Source organism: Niabella insulisoli, assembly GCF_039652435.2.
In the GTDB taxonomy this organism is placed as follows: domain Bacteria; phylum Bacteroidota; class Bacteroidia; order Chitinophagales; family Chitinophagaceae; genus Niabella; species Niabella insulamsoli.
Genome location: NZ_CP190246.1, coordinates 1,885,200 through 1,904,126 on the forward strand (window position 1 = coordinate 1,885,200; position 18,927 = coordinate 1,904,126).

The window sequence follows — 18,927 nt, forward strand, 5'->3', positions numbered from 1 at the left end:
GTAATCGCTGCTAATAAGTAAATTCTTTTGGCAGGATGATATCTTTCTTTCTTGCTTCGGGCCACACGTTCAGGAGCGTTAGCTTACCGTTTTTTAGTGCCGCTTCCACCGTCGTTTGCTGCGGCGCATGCAGTTTAAAATGAACATTCCATTCTTTTGGCCATGCCGGCAAAAGCAATAGCTTATTTCCATCAGCCTGCAACAACATTTCCTGGATGCCGATCATGCCACTGCCACCCCAATTGTGGTCGGGTACCCAGTCGAAGCCCGGCCCCCAAAAAGCAGGAAACCGCCTGCCACTATCTTTCATCTTTAGCAGGGCCAGCTTTTTAGCCTCATCCGTCAAACCCAACCTGGCTGCGAAGATCAAATCCTGTTTCCAGCCCACATGGCTTCTGAATTTCAAGGCAAAGCTGTCTTTAAAATAGGTATTGCGTGCAATGTTAAGGCCCGGCTTTCTAAGGCCGTATTGTTTCCATGGAAAAACAGGGTATAGTTGTGGAGTTTCAACATTATTCACCCGCGCCCAGATTTTTGCCGGAGCAATGGTCGTGTCGCCGTCATAGCTCATCAAAGGAATCGGTGGTACGCGGTTTAAAAATCCTTCAAAATACATGCGTTCTTCCGGTGAGAGATAATCTTCCGGCAACTGTAATAATTTGTCGGTGACGGCTTGTAAAGCAGCAATTGTCGAACTGGCATTATAAGCCATCTTAAAGGTTTCGGCTGCCGACCCGGGATATAAGACCAGGTGCCCGTTTCCGTCTAAAGCCTTGCTGCCGCGGCGTTTCGCCAGGTACTGATAATGTTCGTCGAAAAAAACCAATGCATTTTTTATTAACGGCATATAGGCGCTGATGTCTTTTCCCGCATAAGCATGCGCTTCCATGATCATCATACAAAATTCCAGCACCGTGTCCCATTCATATTCCAGCCAGGCATTGTATTCGACACCCGGATCAAAAAAGGATGGCCGTTTCCAGGAATATTCTGTGGGATTGGGTAATCCAAAATTCTCTATTTGCTCATTGAAATTGGCGCCGCCATGCCCCCAATAGGTTTTGGTTCTCAACAAAGCGGTGGGCAAGATCCGGTTGTAAAAATCAAACTGCGGCGTCATCATATCTGCATCGCCGCTCTTTAACATCGGCCAATACACCAGCCGCTGGTTTTGCGCGGTAAAAGTGCCGCCTCCCCAATTCCGATGATCGGGCGTGCCTTTGATCGTGCTATCGGTCAGTTCCGGATCGAAAGTAAACAAACCCCCGTTGAATTTCGTAGGATAGGCGCCATAAGCGTTGCAGCCAAGCATATAGCGAAACAGCTGATAGTTTCTGCCCAATTGCCAGGCGGTATCGCTCTCATTTTTTTTAGGGTTGATAAAAACAAAACTTCTCTTCCAGAACTTATGCCACCAATTTATAGTGTTGGCATGCGATGGTTTATAGTCCTGAATTAATCTACCTATCTGTTGTTTCCATGCGTCGATATCTTTGGCCTGCTGTTGATAAAGAAAAATTTCCAAAGCGTGTTTTTTCGCCGGCCGCCGGCTGACGAGCGGCCATCCTTTATAACGCGTGCTAAGATATGTTCCTTCAACCGTTTTCGCGCTTATAAAGTGTTCACCACGCATCAGGCCGCCACTGGTAAGGTTTTCAAGCGGATTAAATAAGTGGTGTTTCACCGAATCCAATCCTTGTTGCGCCACAGTAGCGTCAAACACAGTGGGGTGGTTGTTGCGATGGTAAAAGACAACCTGGTTGTCATCATAAGCCACCAAGTCGGGCCGCGTGATAACGGGTACATGCGATGCCCATTTCCAGGAATTGGCGTTGTTTTCCTTTCCTTTTTGCAGGCGGTCTTGCAGGCGCCAGTTTTCATAAATCGCTGTTGCCGTCATCGATTTTTTGCCTGCAATATCAACGTGAATCACCGGGTGAAAAACATCCACCCAAAGTTTTATGGTGATGTCCGCTGCATCGATCCGGATATATCCATCTTTTAGTTTTAGTTCCTGCCGAAATTTTTGGCCGGTAAAGGGATTGGGAGCGAGTTTGATTCTCAGCCTGCCGCTTTTTAAGAATGCATTGTTTTCATCAAAACTTCCGCTTTGTGAAAAGTACAAGAGCAGGTCGCCATCTTCAACCCACACATTGCACCCGACGCCGCCACCACCTAAAGGCATCGACTCGGCCGAATTTTTACTGGGCGTTTGCCATAGAACATGATAGCTGGTCAATGCATCGGGTTGTCCCCATATTGACAGGCTGCAAAGGAAAAGGAAAATAAGAAGTATGGGTTTTATCATGTGAAGCGCGCTCGGGTTTATACCTATTTTTTAATCTCAATTTCCATGGGCCAGTCGTCTGTTCTGAAGGACGAAGCGGGAAAGCCGGCCGTATTAAAAAGCGAGGCGTTGGCAGCGTCGGCAAAAGCGTATCTCACCGCAACCGGTGTTTTAACATCTTTTGCATACACTTCCACACCTCCGTTGACAAGACGGGCCTGCGCCGGATAGAATTTTTTGTCGGCACCTGCAATTTCAAAACCTTTAAGAGGCTGCCCGTAAGACGTCAGGCCAACCGGCGCATTTTTAAACCGGATCAGCGCTACATCTTTTTTGACGGACATCGATTCATAAAGCGGGCTTTCGCTCTCAAATCCTTTATAGTTGTATGTATTTGTCAACGCCATCAGGGCCAGTCTTTTACCAACCCTTTCTTTTTCTCTGGGATGGATAAAATCTGCATCGCCGATGTCCAGGGTCACTGCCATGCCGCTGTTGGGTATTTTCTCAAGCGCTTTGCGCTGGGCATCACGAAGGAAAGCGGAGTTGATCAGCGTATCGCCTTTCTTTTTATTACGATTATAATCGAAAGGCGCAATTTGCACGTAGTAAAACGGCAGGTCGCCCTGTTCAAACTGCGTTCTCAGCATTTTTACAAAATCGGGAAACAAGGATTCATACTGTTGCGGCCGGTCTGCATTCGATTCTCCCTGGTACCAGATAAAACCTTTAACACCGAAGCCGATGAGCGGATGCATCATGCCGTTATACAATACCGTGGGCAGCTTGTTACTTAGCCGCGAAGCATCATTGGGATCAGGATACGAAAAATCATAATTCTTTAGCGAAGCTTTGTCCATAAAGGCTTCCACAGGGCTTCCGCCATAGCTTACATTAATCAGCCCGATCGGCACTTTCAGTTTGTCGTAAAGAAATTTGGCAAAGCTATATCCCGTAGCGCTGAAATTAGCCGTGTATTCAGGGTTTGAAATTTTCCAGCTGAAATTTTTGCTGGTATCTAGCGGAACGGGGCGGGTGGAGCGGGGAATATTGTAAAGCCGGATCTGATCCTCGTCAGAATTAAAAATGATATCGTTCGCGTTGTTTATCGGCTGATTAGGAAAACCTTTTAAAGGCATTTCCATATTCGATTGCCCGCTACAAACCCAAACTTCGCCAATCAGAATATTTTTGATCGTAATGGCCTGGCCGTCGCTAATCGTCATTTCATAAGGCCCTCCGGCCTTGGGTGTATTAATTTTCACTTTCCATTTTCCGCTGGCATCGGGCCGGGCTGTATAATTTTTTTGATCCCAGGATGTTGTAATGCGCACGGTGGACTTATCAGTCCATCCCCAAACCAAGGGAGCATAGTTTTGCTGAAGCACCATATTGTCGCCAAAAAACCAGGGCAGCCGCAAAGTGGCATCGGAGCAAAAGGGCAGTAGCAGGAACAAGACAATCGCTGAAACTAATTTCATTATTTTTCTTTTAATCATTAAGTTTATTAGGTAAACCCGACGGACAGACAATGTAATGTAACAAAAGCAGGACAATCCTTTTGGGCGGGACATCGTTTTACCTTTCACTGATAATTTGTTAGAACCGAAAGTACAAAATTAAAAGTAAAAATGACATTTTTAAAGTTGGGCGCGCTTTAAATCAGGTTATGGCTGTGTTATAAGCTCGCTGTTCCACTCGCTGTGGAACCGGTTCAAAAAGGTTTCAAGATATTGGTGGCGCGCTGCCGCGATCTGCCGGCCTCTTTTTGTATGCATGAGCGCTTTTAACTTTAACAGTTTGTCGTAGAAATGCTGGATAGAAGACGGAGCGCCGTCCGGATCATAAATGGGCTGGTGTTGACTTCCGCCAAACGCGAAAACCCGCGCAATACCAATAGCGCCGATCGCATCAAGCCGGTCTGCGTCCTGAACAATTTTTGCTTCTATGCTCTGCGCGGTTTTGCCTTTACTAAATGAAATTTGAGAAACGATCTCGATCACGTTTTCAATCGCCGACGCCTGCATATCTGTTGGTATCAAAAGGGAGCGGATCAGGGTGGCAGAGCGGTCCGTCCCGTTATTCAATTTATGATCGCCAACATCATGAAGCCAGGCGGCCAGTTCTACGGTGAACAAATCGCAGGGTTCGCCCTCGGCAATCCACTTCGCCATTTTTACGACCCGCTCTATATGGAAATAATCGTGTCCTGTTGTTTCATTAGAAAAATGCTCAACAATATATTTTTTTACTAATGAAAGAATGGCTGTCGCTGTCATCAAAAATGTTTATTTGCAAATATATTAAGGCGCTGCGCTTCTTAGCTTATTGAAATTAAATTGAAGATCATGGGCTGGCTTTTTGTTCAATCGTTTGCATTCGGAAAGTATTCTTCGCCGGAATAAGCTATTTTTGTTCACTATATCATGATTGCTTTGCTACAAACGATCATTGTTTTTTGGATCAGAATTTTACATTTTAAATTCGAAGCCGTCTAATAGGTTGATAAATATTTTTTAGACTATCAAGAATAATAGCCATAAAATATTTCATACTTGAAAGTATGGTTCCGCCTGCCGACGAACAGGCTTGTGGCAACTAAAACGAATAAAAAAAATAAACACATGAAAAAATTGCTCTTAGCCTTTGGTTTAGCATTCGCGATGGGTGCTGCGCAGGGCCAGTCAGACAAGCCCAACGTGGTGCTGATTTATGTAGATGATTTGGGTTATGGCGACCTGAGCTGTTACGGAGCTACAAAGATCAGTACGCCTCATCTCGATCGTTTAGCGGCGCAGGGCATCCGTTTTACCAACGGGCACAGCAGTTCCGCAACCTGCACGCCTTCGCGCTATGCGCTGATGACGGGGCAATATCCGTGGCGCCAAAGCGGTACCGGTATTTTACCGGGCGATGCGGCGCTTATTATTCCAACCGACCGCACTACTTTGCCCAAAGTTTTTAAGCATGCGGGTTATAAAACAGGTATTGTGGGTAAATGGCATTTAGGAATCGGCGACGCTGTGGAAAAAGCCTGGAACGGCGAATTGAAGCCCGGTCCCAACGAAACAGGATTTGATTATTCCTTTATTTTTCCGGCGACCGCCGACAGGGTGCCTACCGTTTTTGTAAGAAATCATAAAGTTGTAGCGCTCGATCCCGCCGATCCTATCGCGGTTAGCTATAAAGAAAAAATTGGTAACGAACCGACAGGTTTGGAAAATCCCGAATTGTTGAAGTTAAAAGCAACTCCTAATCATGGCCATAACAATACGATCGTGAATGGCATCGGCCGTATCGGCTATATGACCGGCGGTAAACTGGCCCGTTGGACGGACGAAGAAATGCCGATGACCTTTCTACAGGAAGCCAAAGATTTTATCAAAGCCAGCAGCAAAGCACCTTTCTTTTTGTTTTATGCACTAACTGAGCCTCATGTGCCGCGCATGCCTTCCACGATCTTCAAAGGCAAAAGCGGCCTCGGCTTGCGTGGTGATGCGATTTTGCAGCTGGATTGGGCTGTGGGCGAAATTATGAACCAGCTTGAAGCAAGTGGTGTCGACAAAAACACAATCGTCATTTTTTCCAGCGATAACGGGCCGGTATTGGATGATGGTTATCTCGATGGAGCGGTAACGCAACTGAATGGCCACACACCCTGGGGCCCTTTGCGTGGCGGTAAATATAGCGCCCTCGAAGCCGGAACCCGCGTGCCTTTCATTGTGAGCTGGCCTGGAAAAATCAAACCGGCGGTATCGGATGCACTGGTTTGCCAGATCGATTTGATTGCATCTTTTTCTAAATTATTAAACCAGCCTGTTCCTGCAAACGATGCGAAGGATAGTGAGGATGTAATCAGCGCCTTGATGGGCCAGTCGGAAAAAGGCCGTTCGCTTTTGGTGCAGCAGGGCATCACGCAATTAACGGTGGTAAAAGACGGATGGAAATATATTGGCCCGCACAAGGGGCCGGCGAACACAAATCCTAAACTCACGAATATCGAAACCGGCAATTCTATGCAGCCCCAATTATATCATTTGACGGTTGACCTGGGAGAAAAAAATAACCTGGCTGCCCGTCATCCCGAAAAAGTAAAAGAGTTGGCAGCGCTGCTCGAGTCCATCAAAGCACAGGGAAAATAAACGGCTGCTTTCATCGCTGTAAAAATAATGGCAATCGTTCCGGCAGGGAAACGATCATGGATTGCTTTATGGCAATGGCATGTAATTAAAAAACCTAAAAAACATCGCATGTTTTTAAATCGTTTTATTTCAGTATTTATGTTGAAGGCTTATTGTTTGGGGCTGATCGTTACATTAGCGACTGTTCAGTCCGCTGTGGCGCAGCCCAACGTAGTCATCGTCATGGCCGACCAATGGCGGGGTAGTGCACTTGGCTATTTGGGAAAGGAAAAAGTGTACACACCTTATCTTGATTCGCTCGCCCGGCATAGCGCCACCATTTCTAAATTTATTACCAATTACCCTGTTTGTTCGCCGTCGCGGGCCATTATGCTCACCGGGCAATATCCTTTCCAGAACCAGGTGTATGGAAATGTAAATTCGGCGACAGCCCCGTTTGGCGTAGAGCTGCCCAAAGAAATAGCATGCTGGAGCGATCGGTTAAAAAGCGCAGGATATTATAATGGATATATCGGCAAATGGCATTTGGACTCGCCCCACAAACCTTTTATAAACACGTCCAACAACGTGGGCAAAACCGCCTGGAACGAGTGGACGCCGCCGGACCGCCGGCATGGCTTTGATTATTGGTATGCCTACGGAACTTATGATGTACATACCAAGCCCATGTATTGGGATAAAAATGCGTCTCGTGAAGGGTTTCATTACGTGGATCAATGGGGCCCCGAACATGAGGTGGACAAAGCCATCAGCTTTTTTGAAAACAAAAACGGAGAGAGAATGGCCGATAAGCCTTTTTCTCTCATGATTTCTATGAACCCGCCCCATACCGGCTACGAATATTTTCCCAAACAATACCTCGATCCTTATCAAAATATACCTTTAGACAGCCTGATCACCGACCCCGATATACCCGGCGCCGAAAGCAAAATGGGCCAGGCCTACCGTCGCGATGTGAAAAACTATTATGCTAATATCACCGGCGTCGACGCCCAAATTGGCAGAATGATGCAGGCGCTTGAAGCGCAAGGACTTTTAGAGAATACCATCGTCATTATTACGGCCGATCACGGCAACTGCCTTGGCAAACATGAGGAAATAACAAAGAATAATATTTTTGAGCCGTCGCTGGAAATTCCTTTTATCGTGTATTGGAAAAACAAAGTGAAACCCGGTATAAACGACCAGGTAATGGCTTCGATGATTGATTTTTATCCAACCTTGCTCGACCTTTGTGGCCTGGAGCAACCCAGGGATCAAAAGATTAAAGGAAACAGTTTTGCAAAACAATTGCTTAGCGGCAGTGGCGCTGTTGGCGGTGAGCAGTTTTTTATGGGGCGTGTATTACCCGATAAAAAACAAGTCAGTGGTTTTCGTGGGGTGCGCACAGCAAGATATAAGCTGGCCTACGATAAGACAGGCAAAGGGTTGGTCGCCAGCTTTTTCGACTTACAGAAAGATCCTTTTGAGCTGAACAATCTTTACCAACCCGGTCTCCCGGAAGTGAAGTTGTTGGAAAGGCAGTTGAAAAACTGGCTGGTGCAAAGCGACGATGCATTTTATAAGCTCTTACCAGTAAACCCTTAAACGAAAACTGCCGGCAACAATCAATGCTGCCGGCAGTTGCTTTATACAGTTAAAAGTCGATTATATAACTCTTTCGAAGTGATTGAAAAAGAAATCGCCTTCGATCTTTGCGTTCTCGTCGCTGTCACTTCCGTGGATGGCATTAGCTTCGATAGAAGCGGCAAAAACTTTACGGATTGTTCCTTCCGCTGCGTTGGCAGGGTTAGTGGCGCCGATCAGTTCGCGAAAAGCTTCAACAGCGTTATCCTTTTCGAGGATGGCTGCAATGATGGGGCCGCTGCTCATGAAATCCACCAATTCGCCAAAAAATGGCCGCTCTTTATGAATGGCGTAAAATTCGCCCGCTTTCTCAGCAGAAAGCTTTGTTAATTTCAGTGCTACAAGTTTAAATCCTTCTTTCGTGATACGATCGAGAATGGCGCCTGCATGGCCATTTTTCATGGCATCAGGCTTGATCATCGTAAATGTACGGTTGCTCATATATTTTTTTTTGGGTCGCAAAGGTACAAAAACTAAATGTTTCCCAATGACCTTAATTTACCTATTTTTGCGCCTCCTGTTATGAGACCGGTATCGGAAATATTTTCAATGATCAACCAGCCCGCGAAGGTGGTGATTACCATGCATCAAAAGCCTGATGGCGATGCTATGGGATCTGCGCTCGCGCTTTTTAGTTTTTTAAAAAAGAACGGCCATGAAGTAACGGTGGTTTCGCCGACCAATTGGGCCGGCTGGCTAACTTGGATGCCGGGCTGCGATGGTGTGCTTAATTTTGAAAAGCACCAGGAAAGAGCGCTTGCTGTTTTAAAAGAAGCCCGCTTTCTTTTTTGTCTCGATTTTAATATTTTTCATCGCACCAAGAATATGGCGCCGGTATTAGCGGGGCTTAACTGCACAAAAATATTGATCGATCACCACGAGCAGCCCGATACGCCCAGTTTCGATTTTGGTATCAGTGATATCACCAAAAGCTCTACCTGCGAAATGGTGTACGATTTTATCGTGCAAAGCGGGAACGATCACCTCATCGATGTGGGCATCGCAGAATGTTTGTATTCCGGAGTTGTAACGGATACAGGTTCTTTCAGGTTTTCTTCTACCCACGCTTCGGTGCATTTAATGGTGGCCCGATTGATGGAAACCGGGTTGAACCATACACAGGTGCATAGCAACCTGTTTGATAATTTTCTTGAGAACAGGCTTCGCTTTATTGGCCATATGCTGAGCAATCGCCTCGAGTTCTTTTATGAGTATAATACAGCGCTCATCGCGATCAGTAAGCAGGATTTACTGAAATATGAATTGAGAACAGGTGATACCGAGGGCCTTGTAAACTACCCCCTGAGTATAAAAGGTATTAAACTGGTGGGCCTTGTGATCGATCGAGATGAGGAGCGTAAATGGAGTTTCAGGAGTAAGGGAGATTTTGATTGCAACAGTTTTGCAAGAAAATATTTCAATGGCGGCGGGCATTACAACGCGGCTGGCGGAAATACTAAAGAAGGTTTGCAGGAAACAGCAAAATATTTTGAGGAAGTGGTGAAGGAGAATAAAAACTTGCTGGTGTAGCAATATAGTTTAAATCGTAAATAACAATAACAAATAAAAACAATGAAACGTTCACAATTTTTAGGCGCGTTGGCTTTGGCTACGGTTACATTTACAGCGTGCAACAACTCTGGAGGTTTTGAAACCACAGAAAGCGGCTTGCAGTATAAAATAATTGAAGGAAAGGGCGATCGCAAAGATTCGTTGAAAAACGGCCAGGTATTGCGCGTTCATTTTACGCAAACTATTCGCGGTACAAAAGACACGCTTTTACAATCGACTTACGAGAATAATGCGCCGATGAATATTCCGATAGAAGACGTTCCGGAAGGGCAGGGCCAATACAGCCCGGTTGAAGTATTCAAAAAACTGAGAAACGGCGATAGCCTTGTGGTGCATATGCTGGTTGATTCTTTGATTATGAAAGGTATGGCCAACCCTCAACAATTGCCACCGTTCATTCAAAGAGGAAATACAATCGAATATACTTTCAAAGTTTTAGGAGTATATCCGGATGAAGCAACGGCCAATGCTGAAACGCAAAAGGAGCAAATCGCGCTGCTCGAAAAATCGGGAGAAAAGGCAAAGCTCGACAAAGAAGTGACCGATTATATCGCAGCAAAAGGATATAAAACTGATAAATCGCCATTGGGCGCTTTTGTAAAAATCGACCAGGCTGGCGATGGCCCTCAGGCTGCCAACGGTAAATTTTTGAAAGTAAAATATACCGGAAAAACACTGGATAAAGATAGCACTTTCGATTCTGGCGAAATACCGGTAGAGTTGGGTGCAGGCGGCTCCATTCCGGGTTTCGAAGATGGTTTAAGCCAGTTCAAACAAGGTGGCAAAGGAACTATATTCATTCCGGGTTATCTGGCTTATGGTAAAGATGGTTTTGGCGGCAAGTTCAAGCCTTACCAGGCGATGTACTTTGATGTAGAAGTATTATCAGTAAGCGATACCATGCCGCAACAGCAAATGCCGATGCAAATGCCAATGCCAAACGGAGGCCAGTAATCCTATCTTACGTTTGATACGAAATATCAAAAACTAATTGATAGTGTATAATCATTTATGCATTTAAAAGAGAAATAAAAAATGAAGGCTTTACAATTTTTAACTGGGTTGGCGCTTACTGCGGTAGGATTTACCGCCTGTAACAGTTACGAAACCAGCCCCAATGGATTGAAGTATAAAATTTTCGACGGCGGAAGCAAGGATAGCACTAAACAGGGCTATGTTTTGAAAATGAACATGAGGCTGACACTCAATGGATCCAAAGATTCGGTGATGGCTGATACCTACGGTAAAATGCCCATGTTTGCGCCCATCCAGGCGCCGCCGCCTCCCGGCCAGCCGTTTTATGATCCCGCAGAGGTATTTGGCATGCTGAAAAAAGGAGATAGCATGGTAGCGGTGATGTATATCGATTCTATGATCAGCAAAGGCATTGCGCAGGAAGCTTCTTTGCCTCCCTATATAAAAAAGGGGGATAAAATGACCTTTACCTACAAAGTGCTGGAAGTTTTTAAAACAGACAGCATCGCGCGCGAAGACTTTAATAAAGAGCTGGCCAAAGATGCTCCAAGACGCGAGAAAGAACAGAAAGACATGATGGAAAAAATGAGGAAGGAGCAGGCTGCCAAACAAAAAGCTGAAGAGCAGGAGCTCGAAAAATCGGGGGAAAAAGCAAAGCAAATCCAGGCGGTTCAAAAATATCTTGCAGACAAAAAGCTTTCGGCCACACAAACGAAAGTGGGAAGTTTTATAAAGATAGACCAGCAGGGATCGGGCGAGCAGGTAGCTGACGGCAAATACATTACTGTTAAATACAACGGTAAATCGATGCGAAACGACAGCACTTTCGACGCGAATACCATGACCGTGAAGTTAGGCGAGCAACCTTTTATCATTGGATTTGAAGATGGGTTGAGGCAGTTTAAGAAGGGTGGAAAAGGAACTATTTATATTCCCGGTTACCTGGCCTATGGCAAGGAAGGCATGGGCGGAAAGTTCCAGCCTTACGAACCGCTGTATTTTGATGTAGAGATCACAAACGTGAGTGATGATAACCCCAACGCGGTTCCCCAGGCGCATAAAGAAGGCGATGGGCATAAGCATTAAGCAACTAATCATGATGATCGATAAACCGCTGCAAATCGCAGCGGTTTTTTTGTTTGAAAGCATCCGATTGTCAGGATACAGCATGACGGTTGCGGCGGCCGTCCTGATTATTTTTATTTTGAATTGCAGCCTGACTCGATTGCTGATTTTGTCATTTTAATATTTTGCTGTGAACCGAATTTTACTACCGGGCTTTTTGCTATTGATTAGTTTCGTTGTGAATGCACAGCGTCAAATGGAATATCTCGACAGGGGATTGGTAGCCGTGCCCGCCACCAACGGCAAAATTTTTGTCAGCTGGCGGCTTGTGGCGACAGATACGGAAGACCTGGGTTTTAATATTTACCGGTCTGTTGCTAATGTCCGTAAAAAACTCAACCGCACGCCCATCAAAACAGCGACTTCGTGGATGGACAGCCTCGGCAGCGTTGAGGCCAAAGGCATCTATTACCTTACCTCCGTCAGCCGGCAGAAAGAATCGGCGCCGCTCGATTCATTCCATTGGGAAGGAACGGATAAACCCTATCATTCCATACCCTTACAAATTCCGCCCGGTTACGCGGCCAACGATGGCTCGGTAGGCGATCTGGATGGCGATGGCGAGTATGAAATCGTCGTACACGTTGCCGGAAAAGCCCATGATAACAGCCATGCAGGCTTCACTGATCCGCCTTTGATCCAGGCGTATAAACTTTCAGGCGTTTTGTTGTGGACCATCAATCTTGGCATTAATATACGCGAGGGCGCTCATTATACGCAGTTCATGGTGTATGATCTTGACGGCGACGGATGCGCTGAAGTGGCGATGAAAACTGCCGATGGCTCGATAGATGGGAAAGGGAAAGTAATCGGAGATGCCAACAGAGATTGGCGCGACAGTAAAGGTTATATACTTGCGGGTCCCGAATACCTGTCCGTGTTCAGCGGCCTTACGGGCGAAGTCCTTCATACGACAGGTTTTATTCCTGCCCGTGCGCCTTCCCGGAATCCAACTTTTGCGGAGTTAAAGAAAATTTGGGGCGATGGCTATGGCAACCGGATGGACCGCTTTCTGGCGGCCGTCGCTCATCTTGATGGCGAACATCCCAGCCTTATCATGTCGCGGGGTTATTACACAAAAACTGTCATCACCGCCTGGGATTTTCAGAAAGGCAAACTGCAAAAACGCTGGGTTTTCGACACTGATGTTGCCGGTAATGAAGCCTATGCCGGCCAGGGAAACCATAACCTCACGATTGCTGACGTGGACGCTGACGGCAGGGATGAAATCGTATTTGGCGCTATGTGTATCGACGATGATGGCCGCGGGCTCTATTCGACGGGTTTAGGCCACGGAGATGCCCAGCATGTTTCAGATTTGGATCCGTCGATGCCGGGGCTGGAAGTGTTCGGTATCCAGGAACGGTTCGATGATGCGGGGGCGAGCTTTCGCAATGCAGCTACGGGAAAAATTTACTGGAAAAAAGCCTCGGTGAAAGCCGGTGACGATGGTGAGGGCCCGGGCCGCGGACTTGCACTTGATGTTGACCCCCGGTATCCGGGTTTTGAATGTTGGGTAGCCGGCGCCGGCATCAGCGGTATGTTTGACTGCAAAGGCAACAAAATCGCCGACCGAACGCCCGCCTGCAATATGGGTATTTACTGGGATGGCGATGTTTTAAGTGAGATTTTAAATGGCACCAATATCGATAAATGGGATTATCAGGAATCGAAACCCGTTCGCGTATTCAGCGCTGCGCAATACGATTGTCGCAGTAATAACGGCACCAAGGCCAATCCCGTTTTGGCTGCAGATATCTGGGGCGACTGGCGCGAGGAAGTCATTTACCGCACAGCCGATAATAAAGGGCTTCGTATTTTTTCCACGGCGCTGCCAACAAATCATCGCTTTTATACTTTTATGCATGATCCACAGTACCGGCTAAGTATTGCCTGGCAAAATGTGGGGTATAACCAACCCCCGCATACGAGCTTTTTTGTAGGAGCAGGCATGCCCCAGCCGCCGAAACCCAATATCCGCATCATTCGGAAATAAACCGGACATCAAAACATTAATTTTAAGAGCAGCCAGCGCTTCAGTAGAAATTACATTTCTTTGTAAAAAAAGCGCAGCGTGAAAGTCAACTATTATCCATTCGAACTAAAGTTTAAACATCCGTTTACGATTTCTAAAGGAACAAAAACCCATCAGCCTACTCTGATTGTTGAACTTGAGCATTTCGGTTTAAAGGGTTATGGCGAAGCGCCTGCCATTAGCTATTATAATATTACCGTCGCCGATATGATCGCAGACCTGGAAGCTAAAAAGGCAATGATCGAACGGTTTGCATTTACGGAGCCCGAACGCTACTGGCATTTTCTGCATCATCTGCTGCCCAAAAATCCCTTCCTGGTTTGTGCTCTGGATATGGCTGCTTGGGATCTGTTCGGAAAAATGTGCGGTAAACCGCTTTATCAATTATGGAAAGGAAATATAGCTAACAGCCCGGTTACCGATTACACGATCGGTATTGATTCCGTTGAAAAGATGGTTGCCAAACTTAAAGAAAAAGCATGGCCCGTCTATAAAGTTAAAGTGGGTACGGCAGATGATATTGCTATCATAAAAGCCCTTCGTGCGGAAACGGACGCAGTAATTAGGGTAGATGCGAATGCCGGTTGGGATCTGGATTCAGCCTTGCAATTGATTCCGCAACTGGACGCGCTGGGCGTAGAACTGGTAGAACAGCCGCTCGCAAAAGACAATTGGGAGGGGATGAAGGTTTTATTCGAAAAATCGAGCCTGCCGCTTATGGCAGATGAAAGCTGTGTTTTTGAAAAGGATATTGAAAAATGTGTACATCATTTTCATGGAGTCAACATCAAACTTACCAAATGCAGTGGTATTACACCGGCGCTGCGCATGATACAGGACGCCCACAAGCGACAGTTAAAAGTAATGATCGGCTCCATGAACGAAAGCACGGTCGGATCCGGCGCTATCGCGCAACTGGCGCCCTTAGTGGATTATATCGATATGGATGGGCCGCTACTGCTGGAGCAGGATGTTGCCACGGGCATCGCTTATGATTTTGGCAAAATCGAATATAGTAATACACCGGGCCTGGGCATTCAATACACCGGGCTTTCTCCAGCATAACACATTCGGCGATGAGGCTGGTCTCTTACAAGGGGGCAGCAAAAACCTGGGTCCAATAAGCGCCAGCTTTGGCGGCGCCCATTTCCGTGGCGCTTTTGTTCATAATATTGCGGCAATGCCCGGCGCTGCTGATCCAGCTATGCATCACTTCGGCAACGGTGCGCTGCCCCATCGCAATATTTTCTGCATAAAAAGACCATTTATAGCCTGTTTTACTGATACGTCTTCCCGGGTCCGAATTGCCGCTGCCCGTGTGGCTGAGTTTTTTCCTGCTGTTCATGTAAGCGCTATGCGATGCTGCCGCGGCCTCCAGTTTGTTATTCCATTTCAAGGGCTTGACGGGCGGCATATAGCGGCCGCCGCAGTTGCAGCCCTTGCTCCTTATTTTGTTGACGGCCTGTAAAAGGTCTTCGGGCCGGGCAGACTGGTTTTTTTGTTGAGTGGCCTGGCCTGGCGCGCATCCGGAAAGGAAAATTGACGCCCACACTAACAAAAATGGGATTAAAGCTTTCATAAAGGTTTATTGATTTTGAGCTCGGAACTGACCCAGCATGGATTCAAGAACTTTTAAAAAAGGCCGCACTTCAGCTACCGCTTCATTATCGATATTGCCATAGGATATAGTATGTGCAAATTTTTTTTCTCTAACGGTAGCCCTGATATCGCAGCCGTCGGCGCACACGTTGCAGATATTAAGATCAATTTTTTCGAAAGCATCGCGGTCGAGGCTTGCTATCAGCGCATCCCAATCGGCCTTTTCGGTTTTAGCGCGGATGGTTTCCGTTTTTTCGTTACAGCCAAAAGTGTGCCGGTATACGGTGGAACTGGCGGTAATCAATAGCGAGTCGCCGCCGGCACACCAGCCGCAAATAGTGGAGACGCTGATCTTCAATTCATCTTCGGAAAATGATGCCGCTCTCTGTTGACAGTTCCAGCCGCATAGCATTCCGAAAAACAACAAGACCGGCACGAGCAGATTTTTCATGCAAATACTTTATAACAAGTATATTCCTGCAAAAATAAAACCGGATTTAACGGGTGGAGGGGCTGGCGCTTTTGTATTAATGTGCAAAATCAGCCTCGTAATTTCCTTTGATGCGCTCCATCGGAGGATTGAAATAACCATACTTCAAATCAGGAAACTCTGCCCTGATTTCTTCCAATAACTGATGAACACCCATACATTCGCCTGTATCAGCCACGCCAATCTTTCCCAAATACCAGTCAGGGTCGATATTGAAGTTGCGCCACTGAATCATTTTTAAATTAGTATCGCGGATTAACTTTCTCAGCGCTTCGTATTCAGCAATACTATCCGTCATTCCCGGAAAAACAAAATAATTGATGGATGTCCACCCGCCAAATTGATCCACGATTTTCAGGCTCTCCACAATATCTTCAAACACATAGTTGTTGGGCCGGTAATAAGGCATGTAAATTTCGGGCCGGGCGCTATTGGTGCTGACGCGAATAGAATTCAATCCTGCTTCGCAAAGGCGTTTTACCGCGTCGGGCTTCGACCCATTGGTATTGATATTGATGCTTCCCTTGTCCGTATGCTTTCTAATCTCAATAATGGCCTTCTCAATGGTTTCCCACATCAAAAGCGGTTCGCCTTCACATCCCTGGCCGAAGCTGATCAGCGGAAAGGGCGCCGTTTCCAGGTGCGGGACGGTAAATTCTACAATTTCCTCAACTGAAGGTTTAAACTTTAAGCGATCCTGCGTGGATACGATGGTTTCTTCATCTGGTTGCAGGGAAATGCAGCCCACACAATTTGCATTGCAGGCGGGCGAGGCAGGAACCGGGCATTCCCATCTGCCCATAAAATAATTGCGCGCAGCCGGGCAATGATAGGTGAGCGCACAGTTTTCGGCGAGGTGTTTTACCAGCCGGTTGTGGGGGTATGCTTCAATAAGCTGCGCTACGCCGGTTTCTACTTTGTCGGTATTAAAACCGCGGCATTCCTGGCGGATATCCTGCTCAATCCGCATGGCAGGAACAAAAAACTTATCATCAAACCAACCTACGGCGGTGTAACAAAACAGCGGCAGGGTGGGTGCATCCGGAGCTGTTTCAAAAGCGGCAATATAAAAGCCGGTATGTGCCGGTGGAATAAAAGCGGCCACCGCCCATCCTTTTTCACAGAGCCGCATTTCGCCCGTTGCCACATCGATGCCAATGCCACGACGGCCGGGCAATTCATAAAGCGAGCCGCCATCCGGCAGTTCCATCCATTCCGCACTGTCGATCTGCATCGCATCCCAGCCGGAGCGGCCGGTTACATAAAGCGAAGTGTCTTCAAAAATATTTCCCTTCCCGTCGGAATATAAAACGTACGGAGATTGATTCAATGCCATTTAGATAGTTTTAACCGAGTTGCAAAATGCCCCTTTTCTTTTACTCAGCGCGGGGCTCAGATTTTAGCGAAAGCTGCCGGGTACAAAAATCGTTAAATTCTTTTTCATTGACCGGATTATCTGCATATTCAACAACATGCTGATAAATTTTATTGTTTTTTAGATCCATGGTAAGGATATCATCTTTCAAAACAATATGGTCGAGATCGCGCCAGGCGATTTTTTTTTGCGGAAAAGAAGGGTAAACAATCTCATCCGCATCTACCGAAACAAAAAGGCTGCGGCTGGAAATACGATATAAAACCCACAGGATGAAATCGGCGAAGAAAGCTTCAGTAAAACCGCGGCTCATCCAGAAAATGCCAAAAACCAGCATCAGGCTTCCCGCTAAAGCCAGCCGCCGCCTGCGCGGCAATAGAGTGAATAAACCCGTCAGCACTAGTAGCGCCCCGGTTACATAAAACCAATGGATACCGCCGGAGGCCGGTAGTAAAAATGAAACTCCACAAGCATTTAAAAAATTGATTATTAATGCGAAAGTGAAGTATATATTAATTTTATTATTAGGAATATAGAATACGTAACCGCTCAATATGCTTTTTTATTGAAATAAATATAAAGGTTATGCTTTTTTATTGCTGGACATCAAGACATTACATAATTTAAAGAGGGATCTTGCGCCAACGTTGGCGTTCCATTCTGTATCTCCCACACCCACTTCTACCAGATCAAAACCGATGATTTGCCGGCCGCTTTTTAATACCTCATGGAAGAGATAAAAAATTCGATCCAGTTCGAAACCGCCGGGCACCGGCGTGCCGGTGTTGGGGCAAAGTTTCGGATCCAGCCCGTCAATATCAAAACTGATATGAACTTTTTGGGGAAGTTTTCTTACGATTTCCTGCACGATGATACGGAACATCTGTCCGCTAAACTGGCGCTCTTTGATGTCCTGGTCGAAATAGGGAATCACCTTTTCCGGGTTTTGCTGGATGTATTCCCATTCATCCTGACTCATATCGCGCACACCCACCTGAACAATATTTTTGATCTGCGGAATCTCATTCAGCGCATTATACATCACACTGGCATGAGAATAAGTAAACCCTTCGTAAGCTTTTTTAAGGTCGCAGTGAGCGTCGATTTGCAAAATGCCGTATTCCTCATGTTTTTCAGCAAGCGCTTTGTAAAGTCCCAGGGGCGTACTGTGATCTCCGCCCAAAACGCCGACGAGTTTATCTTTAGCAAGATAATCTTTGGCCTGTTGATACACCCAATTGTTCAGGTAGTCGCCGCCTTCGTTGACCTCCTTAATGGTTTTGCACATGAATTGATTGGCGGCTAGTTCTTCGCCCCGCGATATATAATCGATATATAATTCGGCTTCGCGCCGCAGGTAGGCGCTCTTCAGTTGTAATTGTTTATCGACAGGGGTAAGGTAGAAGCCTCTTTTCCATGCTTCAGGGAAAAGCGGATCGTAGAGATCTACCTGGAAACTCGCCTTGCATATTGCCTCCGGGGCTTTGGCGGTTCCCGAGCCGTAGCTAACGGTCACCTCCCAAGGCACACTAATTACAATAAGGTCGGAATTCTCCTCGGTGCTTGGCAATCCAAAAACATTGTTTTCTGGGTTACTGACCGCGTTTTGATCGAAATTTTTCAGATCTAACATCGCTTAAAAAATTTTTTAAGGGGCCGCAAGATACGCCGTTTTTTAAACATAGGAACAAAATCGTTGCC

The 18,927-nt window shown here is 46.4% G+C and carries 16 protein-coding genes; 7 read left to right on the plus strand and 9 right to left on the minus strand.

The features are described 5' to 3' along the window. Positions 1-10: 10 nt before the first annotated feature. From ABDK00_RS08030 to ABDK00_RS08040, 3 genes are all read right to left on the minus strand, one after another. Entirely contained in the window at positions 11-2,308 is a 2,298-nt protein-coding gene (locus tag ABDK00_RS08030) for a DUF5703 domain-containing protein (RefSeq protein ID WP_346238568.1), read from the minus strand. A gap of 23 nt (positions 2,309-2,331) precedes the next feature. Continuing rightward, positions 2,332-3,768: a sialate O-acetylesterase gene (locus tag ABDK00_RS08035; RefSeq protein ID WP_346238567.1), complete on the minus strand. Its 1,437-nt coding sequence runs from the start codon at positions 3,766-3,768 to the stop codon at positions 2,332-2,334. Positions 3,769-3,954: 186 nt separating this feature from the next. Further along, complete coding sequence (locus tag ABDK00_RS08040; RefSeq protein WP_346238566.1) at positions 3,955-4,566, minus strand: HD domain-containing protein; 612 nt, start codon at positions 4,564-4,566, stop codon at positions 3,955-3,957. 345 nt (positions 4,567-4,911) lie between these two features. Between ABDK00_RS08040 and ABDK00_RS08045 the strand changes: the two genes are divergently transcribed. Continuing rightward, the gene (locus tag ABDK00_RS08045; RefSeq protein WP_346238565.1) at positions 4,912-6,429 is read left to right on the plus strand and encodes an arylsulfatase; all 1,518 of its coding nucleotides are present in this window, start codon (positions 4,912-4,914) and stop codon (positions 6,427-6,429) included. A gap of 27 nt (positions 6,430-6,456) precedes the next feature. After that, positions 6,457-8,016, plus strand: a complete 1,560-nt coding sequence (locus ABDK00_RS08050) for a sulfatase (RefSeq protein ID WP_346238564.1) — start codon at positions 6,457-6,459, stop codon at positions 8,014-8,016. A gap of 60 nt (positions 8,017-8,076) precedes the next feature. On the opposite strand, the gene ABDK00_RS08055 is transcribed toward ABDK00_RS08050, so the two are convergent. Continuing rightward, positions 8,077-8,496: a nucleoside-diphosphate kinase gene (locus tag ABDK00_RS08055; protein ID WP_346238563.1), complete on the minus strand. Its 420-nt coding sequence runs from the start codon at positions 8,494-8,496 to the stop codon at positions 8,077-8,079. An 81-nt stretch (positions 8,497-8,577) separates the two neighbouring features. Here ABDK00_RS08055 and ABDK00_RS08060 point away from each other — a divergent pair, with 81 nt between their 5' ends. From ABDK00_RS08060 to ABDK00_RS08080, 5 genes are all read left to right on the plus strand, one after another. Beyond that, on the plus strand, positions 8,578-9,585 hold the full coding sequence (locus tag ABDK00_RS08060; protein WP_428400474.1) for a DHH family phosphoesterase: 1,008 nt from the start codon (positions 8,578-8,580) through the stop codon (positions 9,583-9,585). Positions 9,586-9,627: 42 nt separating this feature from the next. After that, a complete protein-coding gene (locus ABDK00_RS08065) occupies positions 9,628-10,581 on the plus strand; it encodes an FKBP-type peptidyl-prolyl cis-trans isomerase (RefSeq protein WP_346238561.1) in 954 nt (317 codons plus the stop codon). A gap of 81 nt (positions 10,582-10,662) precedes the next feature. Further along, positions 10,663-11,688, plus strand: a complete 1,026-nt coding sequence (locus tag ABDK00_RS08070; RefSeq protein WP_346238560.1) for an FKBP-type peptidyl-prolyl cis-trans isomerase — start codon at positions 10,663-10,665, stop codon at positions 11,686-11,688. A 169-nt stretch (positions 11,689-11,857) separates the two neighbouring features. Further along, positions 11,858-13,723, plus strand: coding sequence for a rhamnogalacturonan lyase (locus tag ABDK00_RS08075; RefSeq protein ID WP_346238559.1), 1,866 nt, complete (start codon positions 11,858-11,860; stop codon positions 13,721-13,723). Between the two features lie 78 nt (positions 13,724-13,801). Then, a complete protein-coding gene (locus ABDK00_RS08080; RefSeq protein ID WP_346238558.1) occupies positions 13,802-14,827 on the plus strand; it encodes a dipeptide epimerase in 1,026 nt (341 codons plus the stop codon). Positions 14,828-14,852: 25 nt separating this feature from the next. Here ABDK00_RS08080 and ABDK00_RS08085 read toward each other — a convergent pair whose 3' ends face one another. The 5 genes from ABDK00_RS08085 to ABDK00_RS08105 form a co-directional block, all read right to left on the minus strand. After that, positions 14,853-15,341: a CAP domain-containing protein gene (locus ABDK00_RS08085; protein ID WP_346238557.1), complete on the minus strand. Its 489-nt coding sequence runs from the start codon at positions 15,339-15,341 to the stop codon at positions 14,853-14,855. A 6-nt stretch (positions 15,342-15,347) separates the two neighbouring features. Next, on the minus strand, positions 15,348-15,812 hold the full coding sequence (locus ABDK00_RS08090) for a hypothetical protein (protein ID WP_346238556.1): 465 nt from the start codon (positions 15,810-15,812) through the stop codon (positions 15,348-15,350). 76 nt (positions 15,813-15,888) lie between these two features. Next, the gene (locus tag ABDK00_RS08095) at positions 15,889-17,187 is read right to left on the minus strand and encodes a radical SAM protein (protein ID WP_346238555.1); all 1,299 of its coding nucleotides are present in this window, start codon (positions 17,185-17,187) and stop codon (positions 15,889-15,891) included. A gap of 40 nt (positions 17,188-17,227) precedes the next feature. Continuing rightward, on the minus strand, positions 17,228-17,779 hold the full coding sequence (locus ABDK00_RS08100) for a hypothetical protein (RefSeq protein ID WP_346238554.1): 552 nt from the start codon (positions 17,777-17,779) through the stop codon (positions 17,228-17,230). A 30-nt stretch (positions 17,780-17,809) separates the two neighbouring features. Then, the gene (locus ABDK00_RS08105) at positions 17,810-18,859 is read right to left on the minus strand and encodes an agmatinase family protein (protein ID WP_346238553.1); all 1,050 of its coding nucleotides are present in this window, start codon (positions 18,857-18,859) and stop codon (positions 17,810-17,812) included. Between the last annotated feature and the right edge of the window lie 68 nt (positions 18,860-18,927).